This is a genomic window from Rhodococcus sp. SMB37 (assembly GCF_004345605.1).
Taxonomy (GTDB): domain Bacteria; phylum Actinomycetota; class Actinomycetes; order Mycobacteriales; family Mycobacteriaceae; genus Rhodococcus.
In genome coordinates, this window is sequence record NZ_SLVY01000008.1 from 175,916 (window position 1) to 192,948 (window position 17,033).

Here is a 17,033-nt window from a genome sequence, read left to right on the forward strand (position 1 = left end):
GCCGTGAAATCATCGCAGTCCCGAGATCCACACGCGGGTCTCGGCGGGGTCGATGACGTCGTCGAGTTCGAAGATCGTCGCCGCCTGCAGTGCCTTGCCGCGCTGATACGCCGCAGCGACCAGCTGCCCGAACAGTTCCTCGCGGGCCTCGATGGTGGGCGCGGCATCGAGTTCCTTGCGGAAGCCGAGTCGCACCGCGCCTTCGAGTCCCATCCCGCCGATTTCGCCGGTCGGCCACGCGATCGTGAACTGCGGTGAGTGGAACGATCCACCGGCCATCGCCATGGCACCGAGCCCGTATCCCTTGCGGAGGATGATCGTGCCGAACGGCACCGTCAACCGCGCACCCGCGATGAAGAACCGGCCGAATCGCCGTACCGCCGCCTGTTTCTCCGATTCCGGACCGACCATGAAACCCGGTGTGTCGCACAGACTCACCACGGGAAGCCGGTGCTCTTCGCACAGTTCGAGAAAGTCTGCGGCCTTGTCTGCGGCTTCGGCATCGATCGCGCCTCCGAGGTGGTGGCTGCTGTTGGCGAGCACACCGTAGGCCTTGCCCTCGACCCGCACGAGGGCGGTGACGATGCCGACTCCGTAGTCCGGGCGCAGTTCGAGAACCGAATCGACGTCGGCGATGGCAGTGAGTGCAGCGCGGACGTCGTAGGCGCGAAGGCGATTCTCGGGGACCACGTGTCGCGCGAGACGCGGGTCGGGCGCCTCGAATCCGGTTGTCCGGACGGTGAAATACGACAGGTACTGCCGGGCCAGCGCGACGGCATGCTCCTCGTCGCGCGTGGCGAGGTGGACGACGCCGTTGCGGCGTTGCACGTCGATCGGGCCGATCTCTTCGGGTCGGTGCTCTCCGAGTCCACCGCCCTCGATCATGGCGGGCCCGCCCATTCCGATGTTGGCGTCGGGCGTCGCGATGAGCACATCGCACACGCCGGCGAGTGCGGCGTTGCCCGCGAAGCACCGACCCGACACCACGGCGACAGTCGGCACACGACCGTGCAGTGCCGCCATCGACCGGAAGGTCGACAGTTCCAGGCCCGCGCCGTGCGCTACGTCGACATCGCCGGGTCGTCCGCCGCCGCCCTCGGCGAACAGCACCACCGGCACCTCACGGCGCGCAGCGAGTTCGAGGAGCCGGTCGGTCTTGCTGTGGTTGTATCTGCCCTGGGTTCCGGCGAGCACGGTGTAGTCGTACGACATGACGACGACGTCGGCACCGTCGATACGTGCCGTGCCTCCTACAAGTCCGTCGGCGGGGGTGTTCGCGATGAGGTCTTCTTCGCTGCGGCGTGCGCGTTGCGCGGCGAGGACGAGACCGCCGTACTCGACGAAGCTGTCGGCGTCGACGAGATCGGTGATGTTCTCGCGCGCGGTGCGTCGGCCGCGGTTGTGCCGACGTGCGATTGCGTCGGGACGGGCTGCGTCGAGGGTGGCAGCGTGCCGCGCACGGATCTCGTCGAGGTCGGCGCGCTCGAAATCGAGGTCGAATGCGTCTGCGGCGGTGTTCGACCCGGCTTCGTCGTCCAGGTGGACCACGGCGAGCATCGTTCCGGGTTGCACGGTCTGCCCGGGCTGCACGAGCATCCGAGTCACGGTGGCGGTCCCAGGCGCGGTGATGGCGTGCTGCATCTTCATCGCGTCGAGGATCACGATGGGCGCGCCTGCGGGCGTGGTGTCGCCCTCGGCAGCGGATTCGACGACGGTGCCGACCATTTCGGCACGCACCGCACGCTCCCCGGCGCCCAGTTCGGGCGCTTCCGCCGCGACCGATATCTCCGCGTGTGGGTCGACGAACTCCGCGAGACGCTCACCGAGCCACGACGTGGTGACCGGACCGGACCGGAATTCCGTGTCGGTGAGAATCTTCCGGAGAACATTGCGGTTGGTGGCGACGCCGTCGACGACGAACTCGCCGAGCGCGACCTCGAGTTTCCGGAACGCGGCGCCGATATCGGAAACCCGCACATGTGCGATGACCTTCGCGAGCAGGGAATCGTAGCGAGCCCCCACCTCGAGGCCCGAGCGGCCGTGGGTGTCGACTCGAATGCCGGGGCCGGACGGCGGGGTGAATGCGGACAGGGTTCCGGTCGCGGGGACGGTCTGTCCGTCCTGACGCAGCGTTTCGGTGTTGATGCGTGCCTGCACAGCCACTCCCCGGGCACGGGTCGCTGCTCCGGTGACACCGTGGGAGTCGGCGGTGACGCCGTCGGGGAGCTCGAGTTCGTCGAACAATGCTCCACGCGCGACCGCGATCTGCACGGTCACGAGATCGATGCCGGCGACCTCTTCGGTGACGGTGTGTTCGACCTGGATCCGCGGGTTCACCTCGAGGAACACCATGCCCGAGCCGGCCACGAGGAACTCGACCGTCGCCACCCCGCGCAGGTGCGTGCCAGTGCCGAGTCGGGCGGCGGCGACGTGCAGGTCGCGTCGCAGCGCCTCGCTCAGCGCCGGGGCAGGAGCGATCTCGACGAGTTTCTGGTGCCGACGCTGCACGCTGCAGTCGCGGTCGCCGAGCGCACGCGCGACGGTCCCGCCGACACCGTCCGGTGCCGCGACGATCTGCACCTCGATGTGTCGGGCCCGGGTGATGAGCGCTTCGGCGTAGAGGCGGTCGTCGCCGAAGGCACCCAGCGCTTCGGCCGCGGCCGACCGGTGGGCGTCGACGAGGTCGCCGGCGTCACGCACGATCCGCATGCCGCGGCCGCCGCCTCCGGCGAGAGCTTTCACGACGACGCCGTCGGGGTGCTGCGCGAGGAAGGCACGCAGATCCTCCGGGTCCCCCGAGCCGGAGGCCGGAACCACGGGAATGCCCAGGCCCGCAGCCGTCGCACGGGCGGTCTGCTTGTCGCCGAACGTCCGCAGCGCATCCGGACCGGGTCCGACGAACGTCACGCCCGCGTCGGCGCAGCGGTCCGCGAACGCGGCGTTCTCGCTGAGGAAGCCGTAGCCGGGATGGACGAGGGTGCAGTCCGTGTCGCGGGCGATGCTCAGGATCGCGTCCTGGTCGAGATAGGCGGCGGGACCGGAGCCCGCGAGCGGAACGGCCCTGGTGGCGGCACCTACATGCGGGCTCGCGGAGTCGTCCTCCGCATAGACGGCGACGGTGTCGAGGCCGAGTTCGGTGGCCGTTCGGATGATTCGCAGGGCGATCTCACCGCGGTTGGCTACGAGCAGCATGCCTGTGCACCCCCAGATCGAAGTTGACGTCGACCTCAATTCATACCGCAGTCACTCCTGGGGTACCGGACGCACCCGCAGACGTCCGAGGCCGATCGCGAGAACCACCGCGGTGATCGATCCCGCCGCCATGATCGCCGCGAGCACCACCACCTGGAAACGACCGGCTTCGAGGGGCGACAGCCCACCGAAGATCGCGCCGACGAAGGCCCCCGGCAGCGTCACCAGTCCGGTGGTCTTCGTCTGGTCGAGGGACGGGATCAGCGCCGCTCGCACCGCGAGCCGGGCGTGGCCGAGCGTTGCCTGCCGCATGGTCGCGCCGAGCGCGAGCCACCCTTCGACCTCGGTCCACCGGTCATCGACGATCTCGGTGAATCTACGGCCGGCAAGTCCGGCGACCGTCATCCCACCGCCGATCACGATTCCGCCGAGCGCGAGGGCGTAGCGGGGTGTCAGCTCGATGGCACCGCTGACGAACACGATGACGAGGGCGGTACCGATTCCGCAGAACATGGACACACCGACCATCACGGTCGTCCCGACTCCTCGCCCGACCCGCCGCGACGCGGTCCACAGTGCAACGCCGAACATGACCACGAGCACCAGCGCGACCCACCGGGCGTCGGCGATGACTCCCGTGAGCACGAGGGCAACAAATGCGAGTTGCACTGTGCCACGGGCGATTGCGTACACCGGCGCAAACCGGTGCGGAACACCGAATGCCCACAGGACGGCGGTGGCCACGGCGGCGAGCGCGGTGACTCCCACCAATGTCCGGATGAGTTCGAGCGCGTCGTCGATCATCGCCGAGCAGCGTATCCCGCCGATTGCCTCGCCAAGACGTCGCAGGATACGGCCGCATCGTGTTCATGCGCGATACGGTCGATGTATGTCTGCCCGCAAGGTCGCCGTTCCCCGGCCCACCCTCGAATCCGACAACTACCTGTACGAACCCTGCGAGCGCAGGATCCGGGGGAAGTGGTTCGGTCGAACGGTCGTGGACAGCGCCCGCGCGGTACTGGTGTGGGCGCCGGGCAAACCTGTGCCGTTCTATGCGTTCCCGCGCGACGACGTGCGCTTCGATCTGCTGTCGGCATCGCTGTCACCGAGCCGCAGCCGCCCGGACGTGTGGCAGTGGTACGACATCGTCGTCGACGACCGGCGCGCGTATTCGCCGGTGTTCCAGCTGGACATCGACGGCCTCGACGACCGGTTGGCGTTCGCATGGTTCCGGCAGGGCGAACCCGAGCCGGGCGACACGGTCTACGTCGATGAGGATGAGCACTGGTTCGAGGAGGAAGCCGAGGTGTTCACCCACCCGCGCGACCCGCACCATCGTGTCGACGCGCTCCCCAGTTCCCGCCACGTCGTCGTCACGGTGGGCGACGCGGTCGTCGCGGAGACCCGCACACCGGTGCTGGTCTTCGAGACAGGCCTGCCGACGCGCTACTACATCCCTCCTGCCGATGTGGATTTCTCCCGACTCGAGGAATCGGCGCTGCGCACGGGATGCCCGTACAAGGGCACGGCCCGGTACTGGTCGTTCATGGGGCAGTCGTTCTCGGGACAGCTGCCGGCCGAGAACGTCGCATGGTCGTACGAGGAACCTCTCGCCGGGATGGAACCGATCGCGGGGCACGTGTGTTTCTACGACGACGCGGCGGACGTGTCCGTATCGGTATGAGAAGCCCTCTTCACAGATAATATTTTAGCGCTAAGATAGTTGGCGAACCGCGACCCGACCTCAGGAGCGATCACCGATGTCACTCACATCCGTCAGCACCCACCATCCGTACAGCCCGGCGTACGTCGCAGGCGGTCTCGTCTTCGTCTCCGGCGCGCTGTCCATCGATCCCGAGGGCATCGCCGTCGAGGGCCGCACAGAAGCCCTCGACGCCGCAATCGACCGCATGACCGACCGGCTCGCCGTCGTCGACGGAAAACTCTCCGACGTCGTCAAACTCACCTACTTCGTCACCGACCTGTCGCTGAGAGAGGAAGCCAACCGCCAGTTCGAGCGACTCTTCGCCGAACCGCGCCCGGCCCGGACCTTCGTCGAGGTGAGCGCGCTTCCGTACGGCGCGACCGTCGAGATCGACGCAGTCGCCACTGCTACCGCACCACGCTGATACCGACATCCCCACGCGCCCCGCGCAAGCCGTATCGTGAACAATGCTTTGGCGCTCAACAATCGAGCGGCAAGCCGAAGACACGAGGAGGCACGCGTGGGGCGCGACAACGTTCCCGACCATGACGCCGTCGACGACATCGTGAGTCAGTGGACTCGCGAATGGCCCGGCCTGGACGTCACACCCCTCGAGGTACTCGGACGCCTCCACCGCACCTACCTGCGCTATCAGAGCACCATCGGGCGGATCTTCGACGAGTACGACCTGAATATGGCCTCGTTCGACGTCCTTGCCGCGCTGCGCCGCTCGGGCACGCCTTACCGGATGACGCCCGGGCAACTCGCCGAGAGTTCCCTGGTGACCACCGGCGGCGTCACCCTCCGCATCGATCGTCTCGAGAAGGCGGGATTGGTGAGACGTGAACGCGACGCCGACGACAGGCGCATCGTGCATGCCGAGCTCACCGATGCCGGCAAGAAGCTCATCGACGAGGTTGCGGTCGCTCATTTCGAGAACGAGACCCGCATGCTCTCCGGTATGTCGGCGGACGACCAGGCCGAGCTGGTGCAGTTGTTGCGCAAACTCGAGCATTCTCTCGCCCAGCACCAGAGCGGGTAGCGGCCCTCGACGTCCATACGTCGGAAAAAGACAGAAACACACCTCCGGAAAGGGTGTTTCTGTCTTTTCGTGCCGCGGTTACTGCGGGGGCCGGCTACCCGGCCATCTGCTTCGCGAGCTCCTCGGCGCGGCCGCGATACAAACGCCGCAACCGCATGACACCCAGATCGTGCTGGTAGAGGTTCTCGGCCTGGTCTGCGTCGGGTGCCATGGCTTCGAGCATGACCCGGTCCTGTTCGAGGACCTCCCAGTGCCGTTCTTCGAGGACGGTGCGATACAGGAAGCGCCATACGTCGCGTTCCCAGCCCGTCACGCGCCGGTACCGCCAGAAGAACACCGCGGTGGTCTCGGCGTCGATGGGGGTACCCATCCCGACGATGCCGAACGAACCGCCGGGTCCTGCGGTGGCCGGGTAGGGAATCTCGAGGTCGACCCAGTCGGCGCCGGTCCGGCAGTACTCGACCCAGTCGAAGTTGACGCCACGCTGGTCGGTCTTCTCGAAGAAGAATCCCCGGTCCGTCTCGCGGATCCGGAAGCGTGCCGTGGTCTCGCCACCGAACATCGAGTGTGACTCGTGGTGCAGGAACGCGCCGTGCATCGGATCCAGGAGGTTCTCGAGGGCGAATCGCCACGGCGCCTCCCACTCCGCGTAGCAGAGGAACGCGGAGACCTCGTCGTCGACGAGTGGATCGGGAAGTTCGAGCGGCCCCGGTTCGGCATCCGGGTCGGTTCCGAACCACGCAAGGATCGCCCCGCCGACCTCGCGGACCGGCAGCGAGGTCACCAGTCGCTTCCCCTCGAGGTTGCAGCCGGGCATCCCGGGAACTTTCGCGACGGTACCGGTTCCGTCGACCTCGACACCGTGGTACTTGCATGCGATGCGGTCGCCGAGGTGCACGCCTTGCGACAGAGGAGCGCCGCGGTGTGGGCACCGGTCCGCGAGCATCCGCACGTCACCGTCGGACCCTCGGTACAACACCCAGTCCTCGCCGAGGCGGCGCAACCTCTCGATGCCTCCGCGCTCGACGAAGCCGGACGGGCAGACCGCATGCCACTGGTCGCGCATGCCGGTCGCGAAGATGTCGTCGGCGGTCATCGACGCGGTGCGAAGTCGATTCACCATGGTTACGCTCCGATCCGTTGCATTTCGGTGGTGAACGAGGTGGGCGTCCACGGCTGCCCGTCGGGCGCGTGAATTCCGGAACCGTTGAGGCCGTGTACGAGTCCTTCGAGGTCGTGAATTCCCGCACCGAAGACCTGCTCTATGGCCTTGGCCAGCTTGATCTCGTAGGGGGTGGGGTCGGCCGTCCGGGCCTGATGAATCTCGAGATACCGAGTCATCGCGAATCCTTTCTACAGATCCAGCACCAGCTCGTCGGAGCGGGCGCGGGAGACACAGAGCATGATGGTGGCGCCGGACTCCTGCTCGGAGGCTGTGAGCAGGGAGTCGCGGTGGTCGGGAGCGCCGCAGAGAACGCGGGTTTCGCACGTGCCGCAAATGCCCTCACGGCACGAATTCGGAACGTTCACACCGGATTCCTCGAGTGTTTCGAGAATCGTCTTCTCCGGCGACACTGTCGCGGATACGCCCGACTGCTCGCACACGACCCGGAACGGTGCGTCCCCTCCGGCATCCGCGACACGTTCCTTCGCTTTGAAACGCTCGAGGCGGATCGCGCCCTCCGGCCAGACCTCGGAATACGATTCGATCGCCGTGAGCAATCCGTCGGGACCGCACGCATACACGAGGGTGTCGGGCTCGGCGGCGCCGAGCAGGGTCGCGAGATCGAGGATTCCGTCGACGTTCTCGGTGACGATGTGGATACGGTCGCCGTAGCGCTCGAGCTCGTCGACGAACGCCATCGTCGTGCGGTCTCGCCCGCCGTAGTGGAGTTCCCATGTGGCACCGGAACGTTCGGCCTCACCGATCATCGCGAGGATCGGGGTGATTCCGATGCCGCCGGCGATGAACACGTAGCGCGGCGACGGGATCAGTTCGAAGTTGTTGCGCGGGGCGCTCACCGCCACCGAGTCGCCGGGGCGAAGGGTCTCGTGTACTCGACGTGACCCGCCCCGCCCGGCGCGCTCGTGCAGGACGGCCACCCGGTATCCGGTCTTGTCGTCGGGGTCGCCGCACAACGAGTACTGGCGGACGAGCCCACCTCCGAGATGGAGGTCGAGGTGGGCACCCGGCGTCCAGCGGTCGACGGCCGCGCCGTCGGGATGCTCGAGTCGGAGCGAGACGACGCCGGCGGACTCGACCCTCATCTGACGGACCGTGAGGTCGACGGTGTCTGCGGTCATGATTCTCCTCGGAGACGCTTTACTTCAGTGCTGATTATCTTAGCGCTAAGATGTTATCTGCGCCACAGCCGGCGGAGAATTCTTCGCGTCAGGGTTCTCAGTCGGCCGGAACGGTGACCGGCGGCGTGAACGGCGTGGGCATCTCGCCGTACGACGCGAGATCGACCTCGACGATGACAGGCGCCCGCAACGACACCGCGTCCTCGAGCACCGCGTGCGCCTCGGAGGCTCCACCGATCCGCCGGTACTCGACACCGACGGCCTGCGCGAGAAGCGCGAAGTCCGGTGTCGTCAGATCGACAGCGTAGGTGCCGCGACCTGCACCGGATTGCATGTTGCGGAGTACGCCGTAGCCGCCGTCGTTGCACACGAGCAGCACCAGCCAGGGCTTCTCCTGCGCCATCGTGAGGATCTCGCCGAGGTGGACGGCCAATCCACCGTCGCCCACCAAACCGAGCGTCGGCCGGGTCTCGTCTGCGATCGCAGCACCGATCGCCATGCCGAGTCCCTGGCCGATGCCACCACCGCGCGGGAAGATGTTCGAGCGCGGATCGAACATCGGCAGCAGCCGGTTTCCCCACGAGCTCGATGCGATCGTCACGTCACGCGCGATCACCGCCTCCCGCGGTAACGCTGCGCGCACCGCGTCGCACAGGACGGCATGGTCGCCGAGTCCGGAACGTTGGGTCGCGCGGACCCGGTCGCGGGTCTCGCGAGCGCGTTCGGTCCATGCAGTGTCCACCGATTCACCGAGTCCCTCGACACCCGATACCGCGTCGAGGAAGGCCCCGATCTCGCCGACCACGGGTAAATCTACCGGGAACACTCGGCCCGGCGCTGCCGGATCCAGATCGACCTGGATATGCTTGTGCGGCATCGGGATCGAGTAGTCGCCCGTCTCGTTGGAGCGGAAGTGCGTCCCGAGCGACAGCACGAGATCCGCCTCGGCGAGCAGGGCACGCCCGAGCGGCGACGACCCGTAGTTCCCGATGCACAGCGGGTGATCCTCCGGCACCGCACCTCGACCGGAATTGCTGGTCAGCAGTGGCACACCCCATGTCTCGACCAGCGCGGTGAGCTCGCCCCCTGCGCGCGCCACACCACCGCCCGCCCAGATCACAGGCCGGCGGGCCCGGGCCATCGCCGCGAGTGCCACGTCGACCTGGGCCATATCCAGCGGCGGAACATGGCGTTCGACAGCCGGGACCGAGTCGAGGGCGCACTGCGCGTACTGCAGATCGATCGGCCACTCGACGCTCACCGGGCCGCCGGGGGTGGCCGAAGCCCGGGAGACCGCCTCCCTCAGCACCTTTCCTGCGGTGTCCGCATCACGCACGGTCTCGGCGTGAGCCGATACCGCGTCGAGCATCCCCCATTGGTCCTTGGTCTCGTGGATGAATCCGCGCCCCGAGCCGAGATACTGCGATTCGACCTGCCCAGTGACGTGCAGGACAGAGGTCCCGGAGCTCAGCGACTCGATCAGCGAGCCCGCAGCATTACCCGCCCCGGTGCCGGTGCTCGTGAGTGCGCAACCGAGCCGGCCTGTGGCCCGGGCATATCCGTCGGCTGCGTTCACAGCGGTCGCCTCGTGTCGTACCGGCACGAACCGCAGTTCCCTGCTGACCGCTTCGACGAGGGGTTGGTTGTGCACGCTGACGATGCCGAACACGGTGTCGACACCCGCCTCACGCAGCACCTGCACCAAAAGATCGCCGCCGTTGCCGACCCGGGTTTCGCTGGACATTGTGAGAGTCCTTTCAGACATAGCGCGCGACACCGCCGCACACATCGATGCTGGTGCCCGTCACATACGACGAGCGGGGTGAGAGCAGGGTGACGATCATGTGGGCCACTTCGTCTGCATGGCCGAATCGTCCGAGTGCGATACCGCGATCGGCCGCGATCTCGGTTTCCCACTCCTCGAAACTGCCTGCATAATCGGAATTCTCGTAGCGTCGGCGCCACTGACCGGTGTCGACGAGCCCGAGCGCCACCGAATTCACGCGGATACCGTCGGGGGCCAGTTCCAGCGACAGCGACTTGCTCAGATTGAGCAGACCCGCCCGCGCCGCACTCGTCGTGACCAGACGTGTCTCCGGCTGACGCGCAAGGACGGCCGAGATGTTGACGATCGACGGCGCCGACGACTTGCGCAGCGCAGGCAACGCGGTCTCGACAGTGTTGAGCACGCCCCCGAACTTGAGATCGAACTCGTCGCGCCAGTCGTCGAGCGTGGTTTCGGCGCGCGGCTTCATCCGCGAGCTTCCCGCGTTGTTGACCAGCCCATCGAGGCCCCCGAACCTGTCCTGAGCGGCCTCGACGAGGCGGGCCACGGCGTCGCGGTCGCGTACGTCGCACGCGGCGGTCAGGACACGATCACGCCCCGGCAGTTCGCTCAGTGCGGCATCGAGTCGATCGACGTCGCGCGCGCACGTCACGACCTGTGCGCCTTCGTCGAGCAGCATCGCGACGGTCGCGAGTCCGACACCGGAGCTGCCGCCGGTGACCAGATAGGTGCGGTCTTTCAGGTTCAGGTCCACGACCCGGTCCTCCCATGGTGCTAGTGCAGGACGAATCCGCCGTTGACGACGAGTTCCTGTCCGGTGATGTACGACGCCTCGTCACCCATCAGGAAGGCGACGGCGCCGACGAGGTCTGCCGGTTGCTGTGGCCGGGTGAGTGCTCGGTTGAGCCGGTACAGTTCGTGACGATGATCCGGAACATGCTGTGCTGATTCACTTTCCGTCAGACCAGGTGACACCGTGTTGACGGTGATCCCGTAGGGGCCCAGGTCGCGCGCCATGGTGCGCGTCAGCGCCGACACGCCGCCCTTGGACGTGATGTAGTGGGTGAGCTTCGGCGAACCGTACAGCGCCGCATCGGATCCGATCGAGATGACGCGCCCTCCCCCACGCTCTTCACTGTGCTCGATGATCGAGGGGATCAGCGCGCGGCTGACGAGGAACGTTCCGCGAAGGTTCACGTCGAGCACGCGGTCCCACTCGTCGACCGCGAGTTCGTGGACTGCTCTGCCGCCCACTCCGTCGGCGAGCGCGGCGTTGTTGACCAGGCCGTAGATCGGCCCGTCCGCGGTGACGGACGCGGCCATCTCGTCCACCGAGTCCGCATCGGCAAGATCGACGCGCACGAATCGTGCGGCGATGCCGTCGGCGCGCAATTTCTCGGCGCTGTCCTCACCGCGGCGAACATCGATGTCGCAGAGCGCAATACTCGCCTTGTCCTCGCCGAGCCGCCGGGCGATCGCGAGACCGAGTCCGCGTGCCGCACCGGTGACGACGACGACGCGGTCGTCCAGGGCACCCACCGTCAGTCCCGGGAGATGCCGAAGACCGCGGACGTCTCCGGGTAAGTGGGCACCTGCGGCTTCTGTGTCCCGATGATCACGCAGAACAGCGCGTCGGTGGTGCCGGTGTTCTTCAGGCTGCGGGGAACCCCGGCCGGGACGACGATCATGTCGCGGTAGCCGAGGGTACGCTTCTCGACGACGCCGTCGCGGTGGACGCCCACCTCGACCTCGCCCTCGAGCACGAAGAAGGCCTCTTCGGCGTCGTGGTGCGTGTGCTCGGGGCCTTCCGCACCGGCAGGCAGAAGCATGTTCGAGAAGGTGAACCCCTGCGACGCGATGGTGCGGTTGTCGTTCTCGTGGTTACCGGTGGCACCGGATCCGACGTAGCGGATCTGTGCGCGCTTGAAGCGATCACCGGCCTTGGCCTGGAATCCGAGCGTGTCCCAGTCCTCATGACGGGTGCCGCGGCTGAGGATCAGCGAATCGGTGAATTCCTTCAGGTCCGCGGTCTCGTAGTCGAGTGTCATTGCTGTCTCCAATTCAGTGAGTGACGGTGCTGTGGATGCGCAGTCGCTCGGTGATCTGCACGAATGATTCGGTCCAGGCGTTGAAGGCGTCGGGCTGTTCCTGGTTGGCGAGGTGCCCGGCGCCGCGGAGGGTGACGTAGACGGCGCCCGGGATTCCGCCGGCGAGCACCTGACTGGCCGGAGCCCCCGTCACAGTGTCCACGTCGCCGCACATGACCAGGGTCGGGACGTCGATCTTCTCCAGATCATCGGTGTGGTCGGTCGCAGCCATCGATTCGGCGGCGTAGCCGTATCCGGGCAACCGAACCGCGTCGGACATGATGCCGGTCGCGCGTTGTACGAGGTCGTCGGATGCGTTCGGGGACAACAGTCGCGGCGCGCGGCGGACGGCGAAGTCCCCGGGCCCGCTGCGACCCAGATCGGCGATCCGCGATCGCATGGCTGCGGCGCTGTCGGCGTCGGTGCCCGACCCGACGGTCGACGCTCCGAGAACGAGGCTGCGTACGAGTTCCGGGTGTCGCAGCGCCAATCGCGTCGCGATCACTCCGCCCCACGACATACCGAGTACGTGTGCGCCCGCGTCGGCGCACTTGTCACGGATGAGTTCGGCCGCTGCGTCCGCGTAGTCGTCGAGATCGAGCTCCCGGGAAGGGTCCTCACTTCGGGCATATCCCGGTGCATCCCAGGCGATCACCCGGAGTGAATCACCGAGCCCGGCGACCTGCGGCGCGAAACTGTCGGAGCTACCACCGATTCCGTGCAGCATCAGCACGGCGGGTCCGGTCCCGTAGTCGACTGCATACGTCATGATGCGCGTTCCAGATCGTGACGTTCGAACGCGCCCGGATCCGGGATGCCTGCCATGTGTTCGCGTACCTGGCGCGACGGCGGACCGGCAGTTCCCCACAGGTCGGAGAGTTCGGGCACACGACGCCACACACGGCACAGCCAGCGGTCTTCGTCGACCTGCGCAATGCCCGAAGTGTATTCACAGACGAGGCCGGCGGGGTCGGCGAAGTACGAGAAGGTGTTGTCGCCCGGGCCGTGCTTGCCCGGACCCCACAGCGGGAGCTGTCCGTGGTGGCGAAGGCGGCCGATGCCGCGCATGAAGTGGTCGACGCTCGGCATCTCGTAGGCGACGTGATTGACCGACGCCCATTCCGCCTGGTTGAAGGCGATGCTGTGATGGTCGGAATTGCAACGCAGAAACGCCATCTGGTGTTCCGACCAGTCGGAGACACGCATTCCGAGGACATCGCAGTAGAACTGCACCGCGGCGTCGATGTCGACGGTGTTGAGGACGACGTGGGTGACGCCCACTGGCACGGCGTCGTCGCCGCCGAGAGCCGGAACCGCTAGGGTGTCGGCGACGAGTTCGATGATGCGCCCCTCGGGGTCGACGATGCGCAGACCGTATCCACCTCCGGCGTCGTCCACCGGTCCGGGTCCCTGCACGACGAGGATTCCGCGCTCCGCGACACGGCGTGCCGCTTCGTCGACCTCGGCCGGCGAGGACACCGCGAAGCTGATGCGCCCGAGACCATTTCGGTCCGCCTGGGTGAGCTGGAGGGCGTGGTGCTGGTCGCCGGTTCCGCGCAGCCAGGCACCTTCCCGGCCCGATTCGACGACGTTCAGACCCCAGACCTCGGAGTAGAACTCGGCGGAGTCGGCGGCGGCGTGGGTGCGCAGTTCGACCGAGCGCAGGCACCGCAGCCGGGCGATAGGTTGATTCATGAGAATTCCTCCGATGGAGCGATGGATATTATCTTAGCGCTAAGATATTTGGTTGTACAGACCCCACGTTGCCGAATGTCACCTTCGGTCGATCTATGTGGCCGAAGGTGACATTCGGCCACACGGCGGCGTCAGTCGGCCCAGCTGTCGGGCTCGTCGTCCAACCCGAGGTAGACACTCTTCTGCCGCGAATACGCGGCGATGCCGGCGCGTCCCTTCTCGGTACCGAGACCGCTCTCCTTGATGCCGCCGAACGGGGTCGAGATGCTGAACCGCTTGTAGGTGTTGACCCACACGGTGCCCGCCTCCAGCTGCCGCGCCAGCCGCCAGGCACGACGGTAATCACGCGTCCAGATACCCGAAGCCAATCCGAACACCGAATCATTGGCCTGGGAAAGAAGATCCGATTCGCCATCGAACGGCAGCGCAATGAGGACGGGACCGAAGATCTCGTCCTGACACACCGCGGCGTCGTTGCTCAGGCCGTCGATGACGGTAGGCAGGTAGTACGCGCCCTCTGCCAGCTCCGGGTCGTCAGGGGCGGTGCCGCCGCACAGCACACGACCACCCTCGCAGCGCGCGAGGTCGACATAGCGGGCGACGGAAGCGCGGTGCGTGTGATGCACGAGCGGCCCCACCTGGGTGCGCGGGTCGCGCCCGTGACCGATCCGCAGCGCGCGGGTCCGCTCGACCAGCCGCTCCATGAACGGCTCGTACAGCGACCGGTCGACGAACAACCTCGATCCGGCGATACAGCTCTGGCCCGTCGACGAGAAGATCCCGTACATCACACCGGACACCGCGGCTTCGATGTCGGCGTCGTCGAGCACGATGGTCGGCGACTTGCCGCCGAGTTCGAGCGACACCGGCATCAACTTCTCGGCGCCGGCATGCGCGACGGCACGCCCGGTGCGGGTGCCGCCCGTGAAGGTCACCTTGCCGACGTGCGGATGCTGCACGATGGCGTCGCCGACGATCGAACCCTTGCCCGGGAGCACCGACAGCAGTCCTGGCGGCAGCCCGGTGTCGTGGATCGCGCGGGCGAGTGCCATCGAGACCAACGGGGTCCATTCTGCGGGCTTGAGCACAACGGCGTTCCCGGCGGCCAGCGCGGGCGCGATCTTCTGCGCGTCGCTGGCGATCGGCGAATTCCAGGGGGCGATCGCGCCGATCACGCCGATCGGCTCGTGAATGCTCATCGTGAGGTAGTTGCCGCGCTGCGTCGTCAAGTCGTCGTCGGAGGTTTCGAGGACCGCCGCGAAGTACCGGAAGGTGCCGGCGGCACTGCCGACCAGCGCGGTCGTCTCGGTGAGGGTCTTGCCGGTGTTGTAGCTCTGGAGGAGCGCGAGGCGCGATGCTTCCCGCTCGATGGCGTCCGCAATGCGGTGCAGGTAGCGGGCGCGTTCGTGCGGGAGCAACCCGCGCCAGGCCGGGTCGGCTGCGGCGACGCGGCCCGCTGCGACGGCCTCGTCGACGTCCTCGGCAGTGGCCTGGTGGATGATCTGCAGGGTTTCCCCGTCGGCGGGATCCGTGACTGCGAAGGCGGGGCCGGTAGCGCGGCGCCAAGTGCCGCCCACCAGGATCTCGTCGGCGATAGGCACGAAGTCGAATGCGGCGGCGGTACGTAGTGCGGTGGTCACTGGGAGATCTCCTCGAGAGTCTTTTCGCGAGTCTCGATCGCGAAGAATCCGACGACGACGGCGCCGATCAGCGCGACGACACCGAACATTCCGAACACGAGCGCCAGGGTTCCGCCGGCGCCGAGAATTCCACCGACGACCAGGGGGCCGACGATGATGCCGAGCCGGCCGCTGGCTCCACCGATGGCGCAGCCGATCGCCCGCATCCGGGTCGGGTAGAGCTCCGCGGTGTAGACGTACAGGGCCATATTGACGGCGAAGACGAACAGTGCCGCACCGGCCGACCAGGCCAGCACTGCCATGGCAGAACCGGTTCCGGTGGCAGCGAGCAGGAACAACAGCGTCGAGCACAGCACCATCGAGGCCGTGATGCAGATGCGGCGACCGAGGTTGTCGATCAAGAACGCCACCACGAGACAACCGATGAGCCCGGCCACCGTCGTGAAGATGCTGTAGTGAAGGGCCGTGTCGACACTGACCTCGAACACAGAGCGGTAGAGGGTCGGCAGCCACGACGCGATGCCGTAGTTGACGAAGTAGGCGCAGCCCCAGATCGCAGCGAGCATGAGTGTGCGGCGCAGATAGATGCCCTGGAATGCCTCACGGAAGCGACCACGAGTCGTGTCGACGATGCCGGTGGCGAAGGGTTCCGGTTCGGGCAGAGTCTTCCCGTAGCGCTCGGTGATCTCGGTTTCGATCCGTCGCATGGCGGCATCGGCCTCGTCGTATTTCCCTCTGGACGCGAGCCAGCGTGGCGATTCGGGGAGCTTGAACAAGGCCGGCAGCAGGACGATCGGAATAGCACCGAGCGCGAAGAGGATCTGGTAGCCGAAGCGGGGCACCACCCACGCCGAGACGATCGCGGACATGACGAGTCCGACGGGGAAGATGACCTCGTACAGCAGGACGAAGCGGCCTCGTTTGTGCGCCTTGGTGATCTCACCGATGTAGGTCGCCGCGACGGGCACCTCGGCTCCGAGCCCGATCCCTTGGATGAATCGGAACGCCAGGAACAGCATCAGCGAATCGGTGAAGGCCATACCGAGGCTCATCACGGCGTACAGCGCGAGCGAGACGATGATGACGTTGAGGCGACCCATTCGGTCTGCGAGCCAGCCCCCTCCGAGCGCTCCGACCAGCATGCCGATGCCGCCGATGGCGATCACCCACGCCACGCCTGCCGGGGTCAAGTTCCACTTGGGGATCAGAACGGGTAACGAATAGGCGATCATCAGTTGATCGAAGCCGTCGAAGAAGGTGACCGCGCCGACGATGACGCGTGCCTTGATGTGCCATCGGCTCATCGGCAACCGCTCGAGGCGGGCGCTGATCATCTCGGCGCTAGTGGACATGGTGGTCGATACCGGTGTCATCGGGATCCTCGGTGTCGGAGGCCATTACTTAAGCCCTTAAAGACTTACCGCTAAGATGTAACCTCGAACACTGGATCCCGTCAACCATTGACTTTGAGCCGGGGGTCGCATAGAGGGACCGTAGACCACGGGGCATCGAGACGCCCCGACAGCAAGCACCTCTACGCGGATCCACTTTTCCGAGATTCGAGAATCCGATTTGCATCCAC

At 66.7% G+C, this 17,033-nt stretch carries 16 protein-coding genes; 3 read left to right on the top strand and 13 right to left on the bottom strand.

Going from position 1 to position 17,033, the window contains the following annotated elements:
• Positions 1–9 precede the first annotated feature (9 nt).
• Both EV641_RS15200 and EV641_RS15205 read right to left on the bottom strand, forming a co-directional pair.
• On the bottom strand, positions 10–3,192 hold the full coding sequence (locus EV641_RS15200) for a carboxyl transferase domain-containing protein (protein ID WP_132472735.1): 3,183 nt from the start codon (positions 3,190–3,192) through the stop codon (positions 10–12).
• A 51-nt stretch (positions 3,193–3,243) separates the two neighbouring features.
• A complete protein-coding gene (locus EV641_RS15205; RefSeq protein ID WP_132472737.1) occupies positions 3,244–3,996 on the bottom strand; it encodes an ABC transporter permease in 753 nt (250 codons plus the stop codon).
• An 85-nt stretch (positions 3,997–4,081) separates the two neighbouring features.
• Between EV641_RS15205 and EV641_RS15210 the strand changes: the two genes are divergently transcribed.
• The 3 genes from EV641_RS15210 to EV641_RS15220 all read left to right on the top strand — a co-directional run bounded on the left by EV641_RS15210 (position 4,082) and on the right by EV641_RS15220 (position 5,939).
• Positions 4,082–4,876 carry a DUF427 domain-containing protein gene (locus EV641_RS15210; protein WP_054717858.1) on the top strand — a complete coding sequence of 265 codons (795 nt, stop codon included), beginning with the start codon at positions 4,082–4,084 and terminating at the stop codon, positions 4,874–4,876.
• Between the two features lie 76 nt (positions 4,877–4,952).
• Complete coding sequence (locus EV641_RS15215) at positions 4,953–5,321, top strand: RidA family protein (RefSeq protein ID WP_054717860.1); 369 nt, start codon at positions 4,953–4,955, stop codon at positions 5,319–5,321.
• 96 nt (positions 5,322–5,417) lie between these two features.
• A complete protein-coding gene (locus tag EV641_RS15220; RefSeq protein ID WP_054717863.1) occupies positions 5,418–5,939 on the top strand; it encodes a MarR family transcriptional regulator in 522 nt (173 codons plus the stop codon).
• A 94-nt stretch (positions 5,940–6,033) separates the two neighbouring features.
• On the opposite strand, the gene EV641_RS15225 is transcribed toward EV641_RS15220, so the two are convergent.
• The 11 genes from EV641_RS15225 to EV641_RS15275 form a co-directional block, all read right to left on the bottom strand.
• Positions 6,034–7,062: an aromatic ring-hydroxylating dioxygenase subunit alpha gene (locus EV641_RS15225; protein ID WP_132472739.1), complete on the bottom strand. Its 1,029-nt coding sequence runs from the start codon at positions 7,060–7,062 to the stop codon at positions 6,034–6,036.
• 2 nt (positions 7,063–7,064) lie between these two features.
• Positions 7,065–7,280, bottom strand: a complete 216-nt coding sequence (locus EV641_RS15230; protein ID WP_054717866.1) for a recombinase-like helix-turn-helix domain-containing protein — start codon at positions 7,278–7,280, stop codon at positions 7,065–7,067.
• Positions 7,281–7,292: 12 nt separating this feature from the next.
• Positions 7,293–8,243, bottom strand: coding sequence for a PDR/VanB family oxidoreductase (locus EV641_RS15235; RefSeq protein WP_132472741.1), 951 nt, complete (start codon positions 8,241–8,243; stop codon positions 7,293–7,295).
• 97 nt (positions 8,244–8,340) lie between these two features.
• The gene (locus EV641_RS15240; RefSeq protein ID WP_132472743.1) at positions 8,341–10,008 is read right to left on the bottom strand and encodes a thiamine pyrophosphate-binding protein; all 1,668 of its coding nucleotides are present in this window, start codon (positions 10,006–10,008) and stop codon (positions 8,341–8,343) included.
• The gene (locus EV641_RS15245; protein WP_132472745.1) at positions 10,001–10,783 is read right to left on the bottom strand and encodes an SDR family oxidoreductase; all 783 of its coding nucleotides are present in this window, start codon (positions 10,781–10,783) and stop codon (positions 10,001–10,003) included. Before EV641_RS15245 ends, EV641_RS15240 begins: the two co-directional genes overlap by 8 nt.
• Before the next feature lie 20 nt (positions 10,784–10,803).
• A complete protein-coding gene (locus EV641_RS15250; RefSeq protein WP_132472747.1) occupies positions 10,804–11,568 on the bottom strand; it encodes a 3-oxoacyl-ACP reductase family protein in 765 nt (254 codons plus the stop codon).
• A 2-nt stretch (positions 11,569–11,570) separates the two neighbouring features.
• Positions 11,571–12,077 carry a cupin domain-containing protein gene (locus EV641_RS15255; RefSeq protein ID WP_054719833.1) on the bottom strand — a complete coding sequence of 169 codons (507 nt, stop codon included), beginning with the start codon at positions 12,075–12,077 and terminating at the stop codon, positions 11,571–11,573.
• Between the two features lie 13 nt (positions 12,078–12,090).
• The gene (locus tag EV641_RS15260) at positions 12,091–12,885 is read right to left on the bottom strand and encodes an alpha/beta fold hydrolase (RefSeq protein ID WP_132472749.1); all 795 of its coding nucleotides are present in this window, start codon (positions 12,883–12,885) and stop codon (positions 12,091–12,093) included.
• Positions 12,882–13,811: a VOC family protein gene (locus tag EV641_RS15265; RefSeq protein WP_132472751.1), complete on the bottom strand. Its 930-nt coding sequence runs from the start codon at positions 13,809–13,811 to the stop codon at positions 12,882–12,884. The genes EV641_RS15260 and EV641_RS15265 overlap by 4 nt, the downstream gene beginning before the upstream one ends.
• 131 nt (positions 13,812–13,942) lie before the next feature.
• On the bottom strand, positions 13,943–15,451 hold the full coding sequence (locus tag EV641_RS15270) for an aldehyde dehydrogenase (RefSeq protein WP_132472753.1): 1,509 nt from the start codon (positions 15,449–15,451) through the stop codon (positions 13,943–13,945).
• A complete protein-coding gene (locus EV641_RS15275) occupies positions 15,448–16,824 on the bottom strand; it encodes an MFS transporter (protein ID WP_132472755.1) in 1,377 nt (458 codons plus the stop codon). Before EV641_RS15275 ends, EV641_RS15270 begins: the two co-directional genes overlap by 4 nt.
• Between the last annotated feature and the right edge of the window lie 209 nt (positions 16,825–17,033).

What these genes read in the sequence shown, in the direction of transcription:
- EV641_RS15200 (WP_132472735.1), bottom strand. Translation starts at nt 3,192, where the DNA reads ATGCTGCTCGTAGCCAACCGCGGTGAGATCGCCCTGCGAATCATCCGA.
- EV641_RS15205 (WP_132472737.1), bottom strand. Translation starts at nt 3,996, where the DNA reads ATGATCGACGACGCGCTCGAACTCATCCGGACATTGGTGGGAGTCACC.
- EV641_RS15210 (WP_054717858.1), top strand. Translation starts at nt 4,082, where the DNA reads ATGTCTGCCCGCAAGGTCGCCGTTCCCCGGCCCACCCTCGAATCCGAC.
- EV641_RS15215 (WP_054717860.1), top strand. Translation starts at nt 4,953, where the DNA reads ATGTCACTCACATCCGTCAGCACCCACCATCCGTACAGCCCGGCGTAC.
- EV641_RS15225 (WP_132472739.1), bottom strand. Translation starts at nt 7,062, where the DNA reads ATGGTGAATCGACTTCGCACCGCGTCGATGACCGCCGACGACATCTTC.
- EV641_RS15230 (WP_054717866.1), bottom strand. Translation starts at nt 7,280, where the DNA reads ATGACTCGGTATCTCGAGATTCATCAGGCCCGGACGGCCGACCCCACC.
- EV641_RS15235 (WP_132472741.1), bottom strand. Translation starts at nt 8,243, where the DNA reads ATGACCGCAGACACCGTCGACCTCACGGTCCGTCAGATGAGGGTCGAG.
- EV641_RS15240 (WP_132472743.1), bottom strand. Translation starts at nt 10,008, where the DNA reads ATGTCTGAAAGGACTCTCACAATGTCCAGCGAAACCCGGGTCGGCAAC.
- EV641_RS15255 (WP_054719833.1), bottom strand. Translation starts at nt 12,077, where the DNA reads ATGACACTCGACTACGAGACCGCGGACCTGAAGGAATTCACCGATTCG.
- EV641_RS15260 (WP_132472749.1), bottom strand. Translation starts at nt 12,885, where the DNA reads ATGACGTATGCAGTCGACTACGGGACCGGACCCGCCGTGCTGATGCTG.
- EV641_RS15265 (WP_132472751.1), bottom strand. Translation starts at nt 13,811, where the DNA reads ATGAATCAACCTATCGCCCGGCTGCGGTGCCTGCGCTCGGTCGAACTG.
- EV641_RS15275 (WP_132472755.1), bottom strand. Translation starts at nt 16,824, where the DNA reads ATGACACCGGTATCGACCACCATGTCCACTAGCGCCGAGATGATCAGC.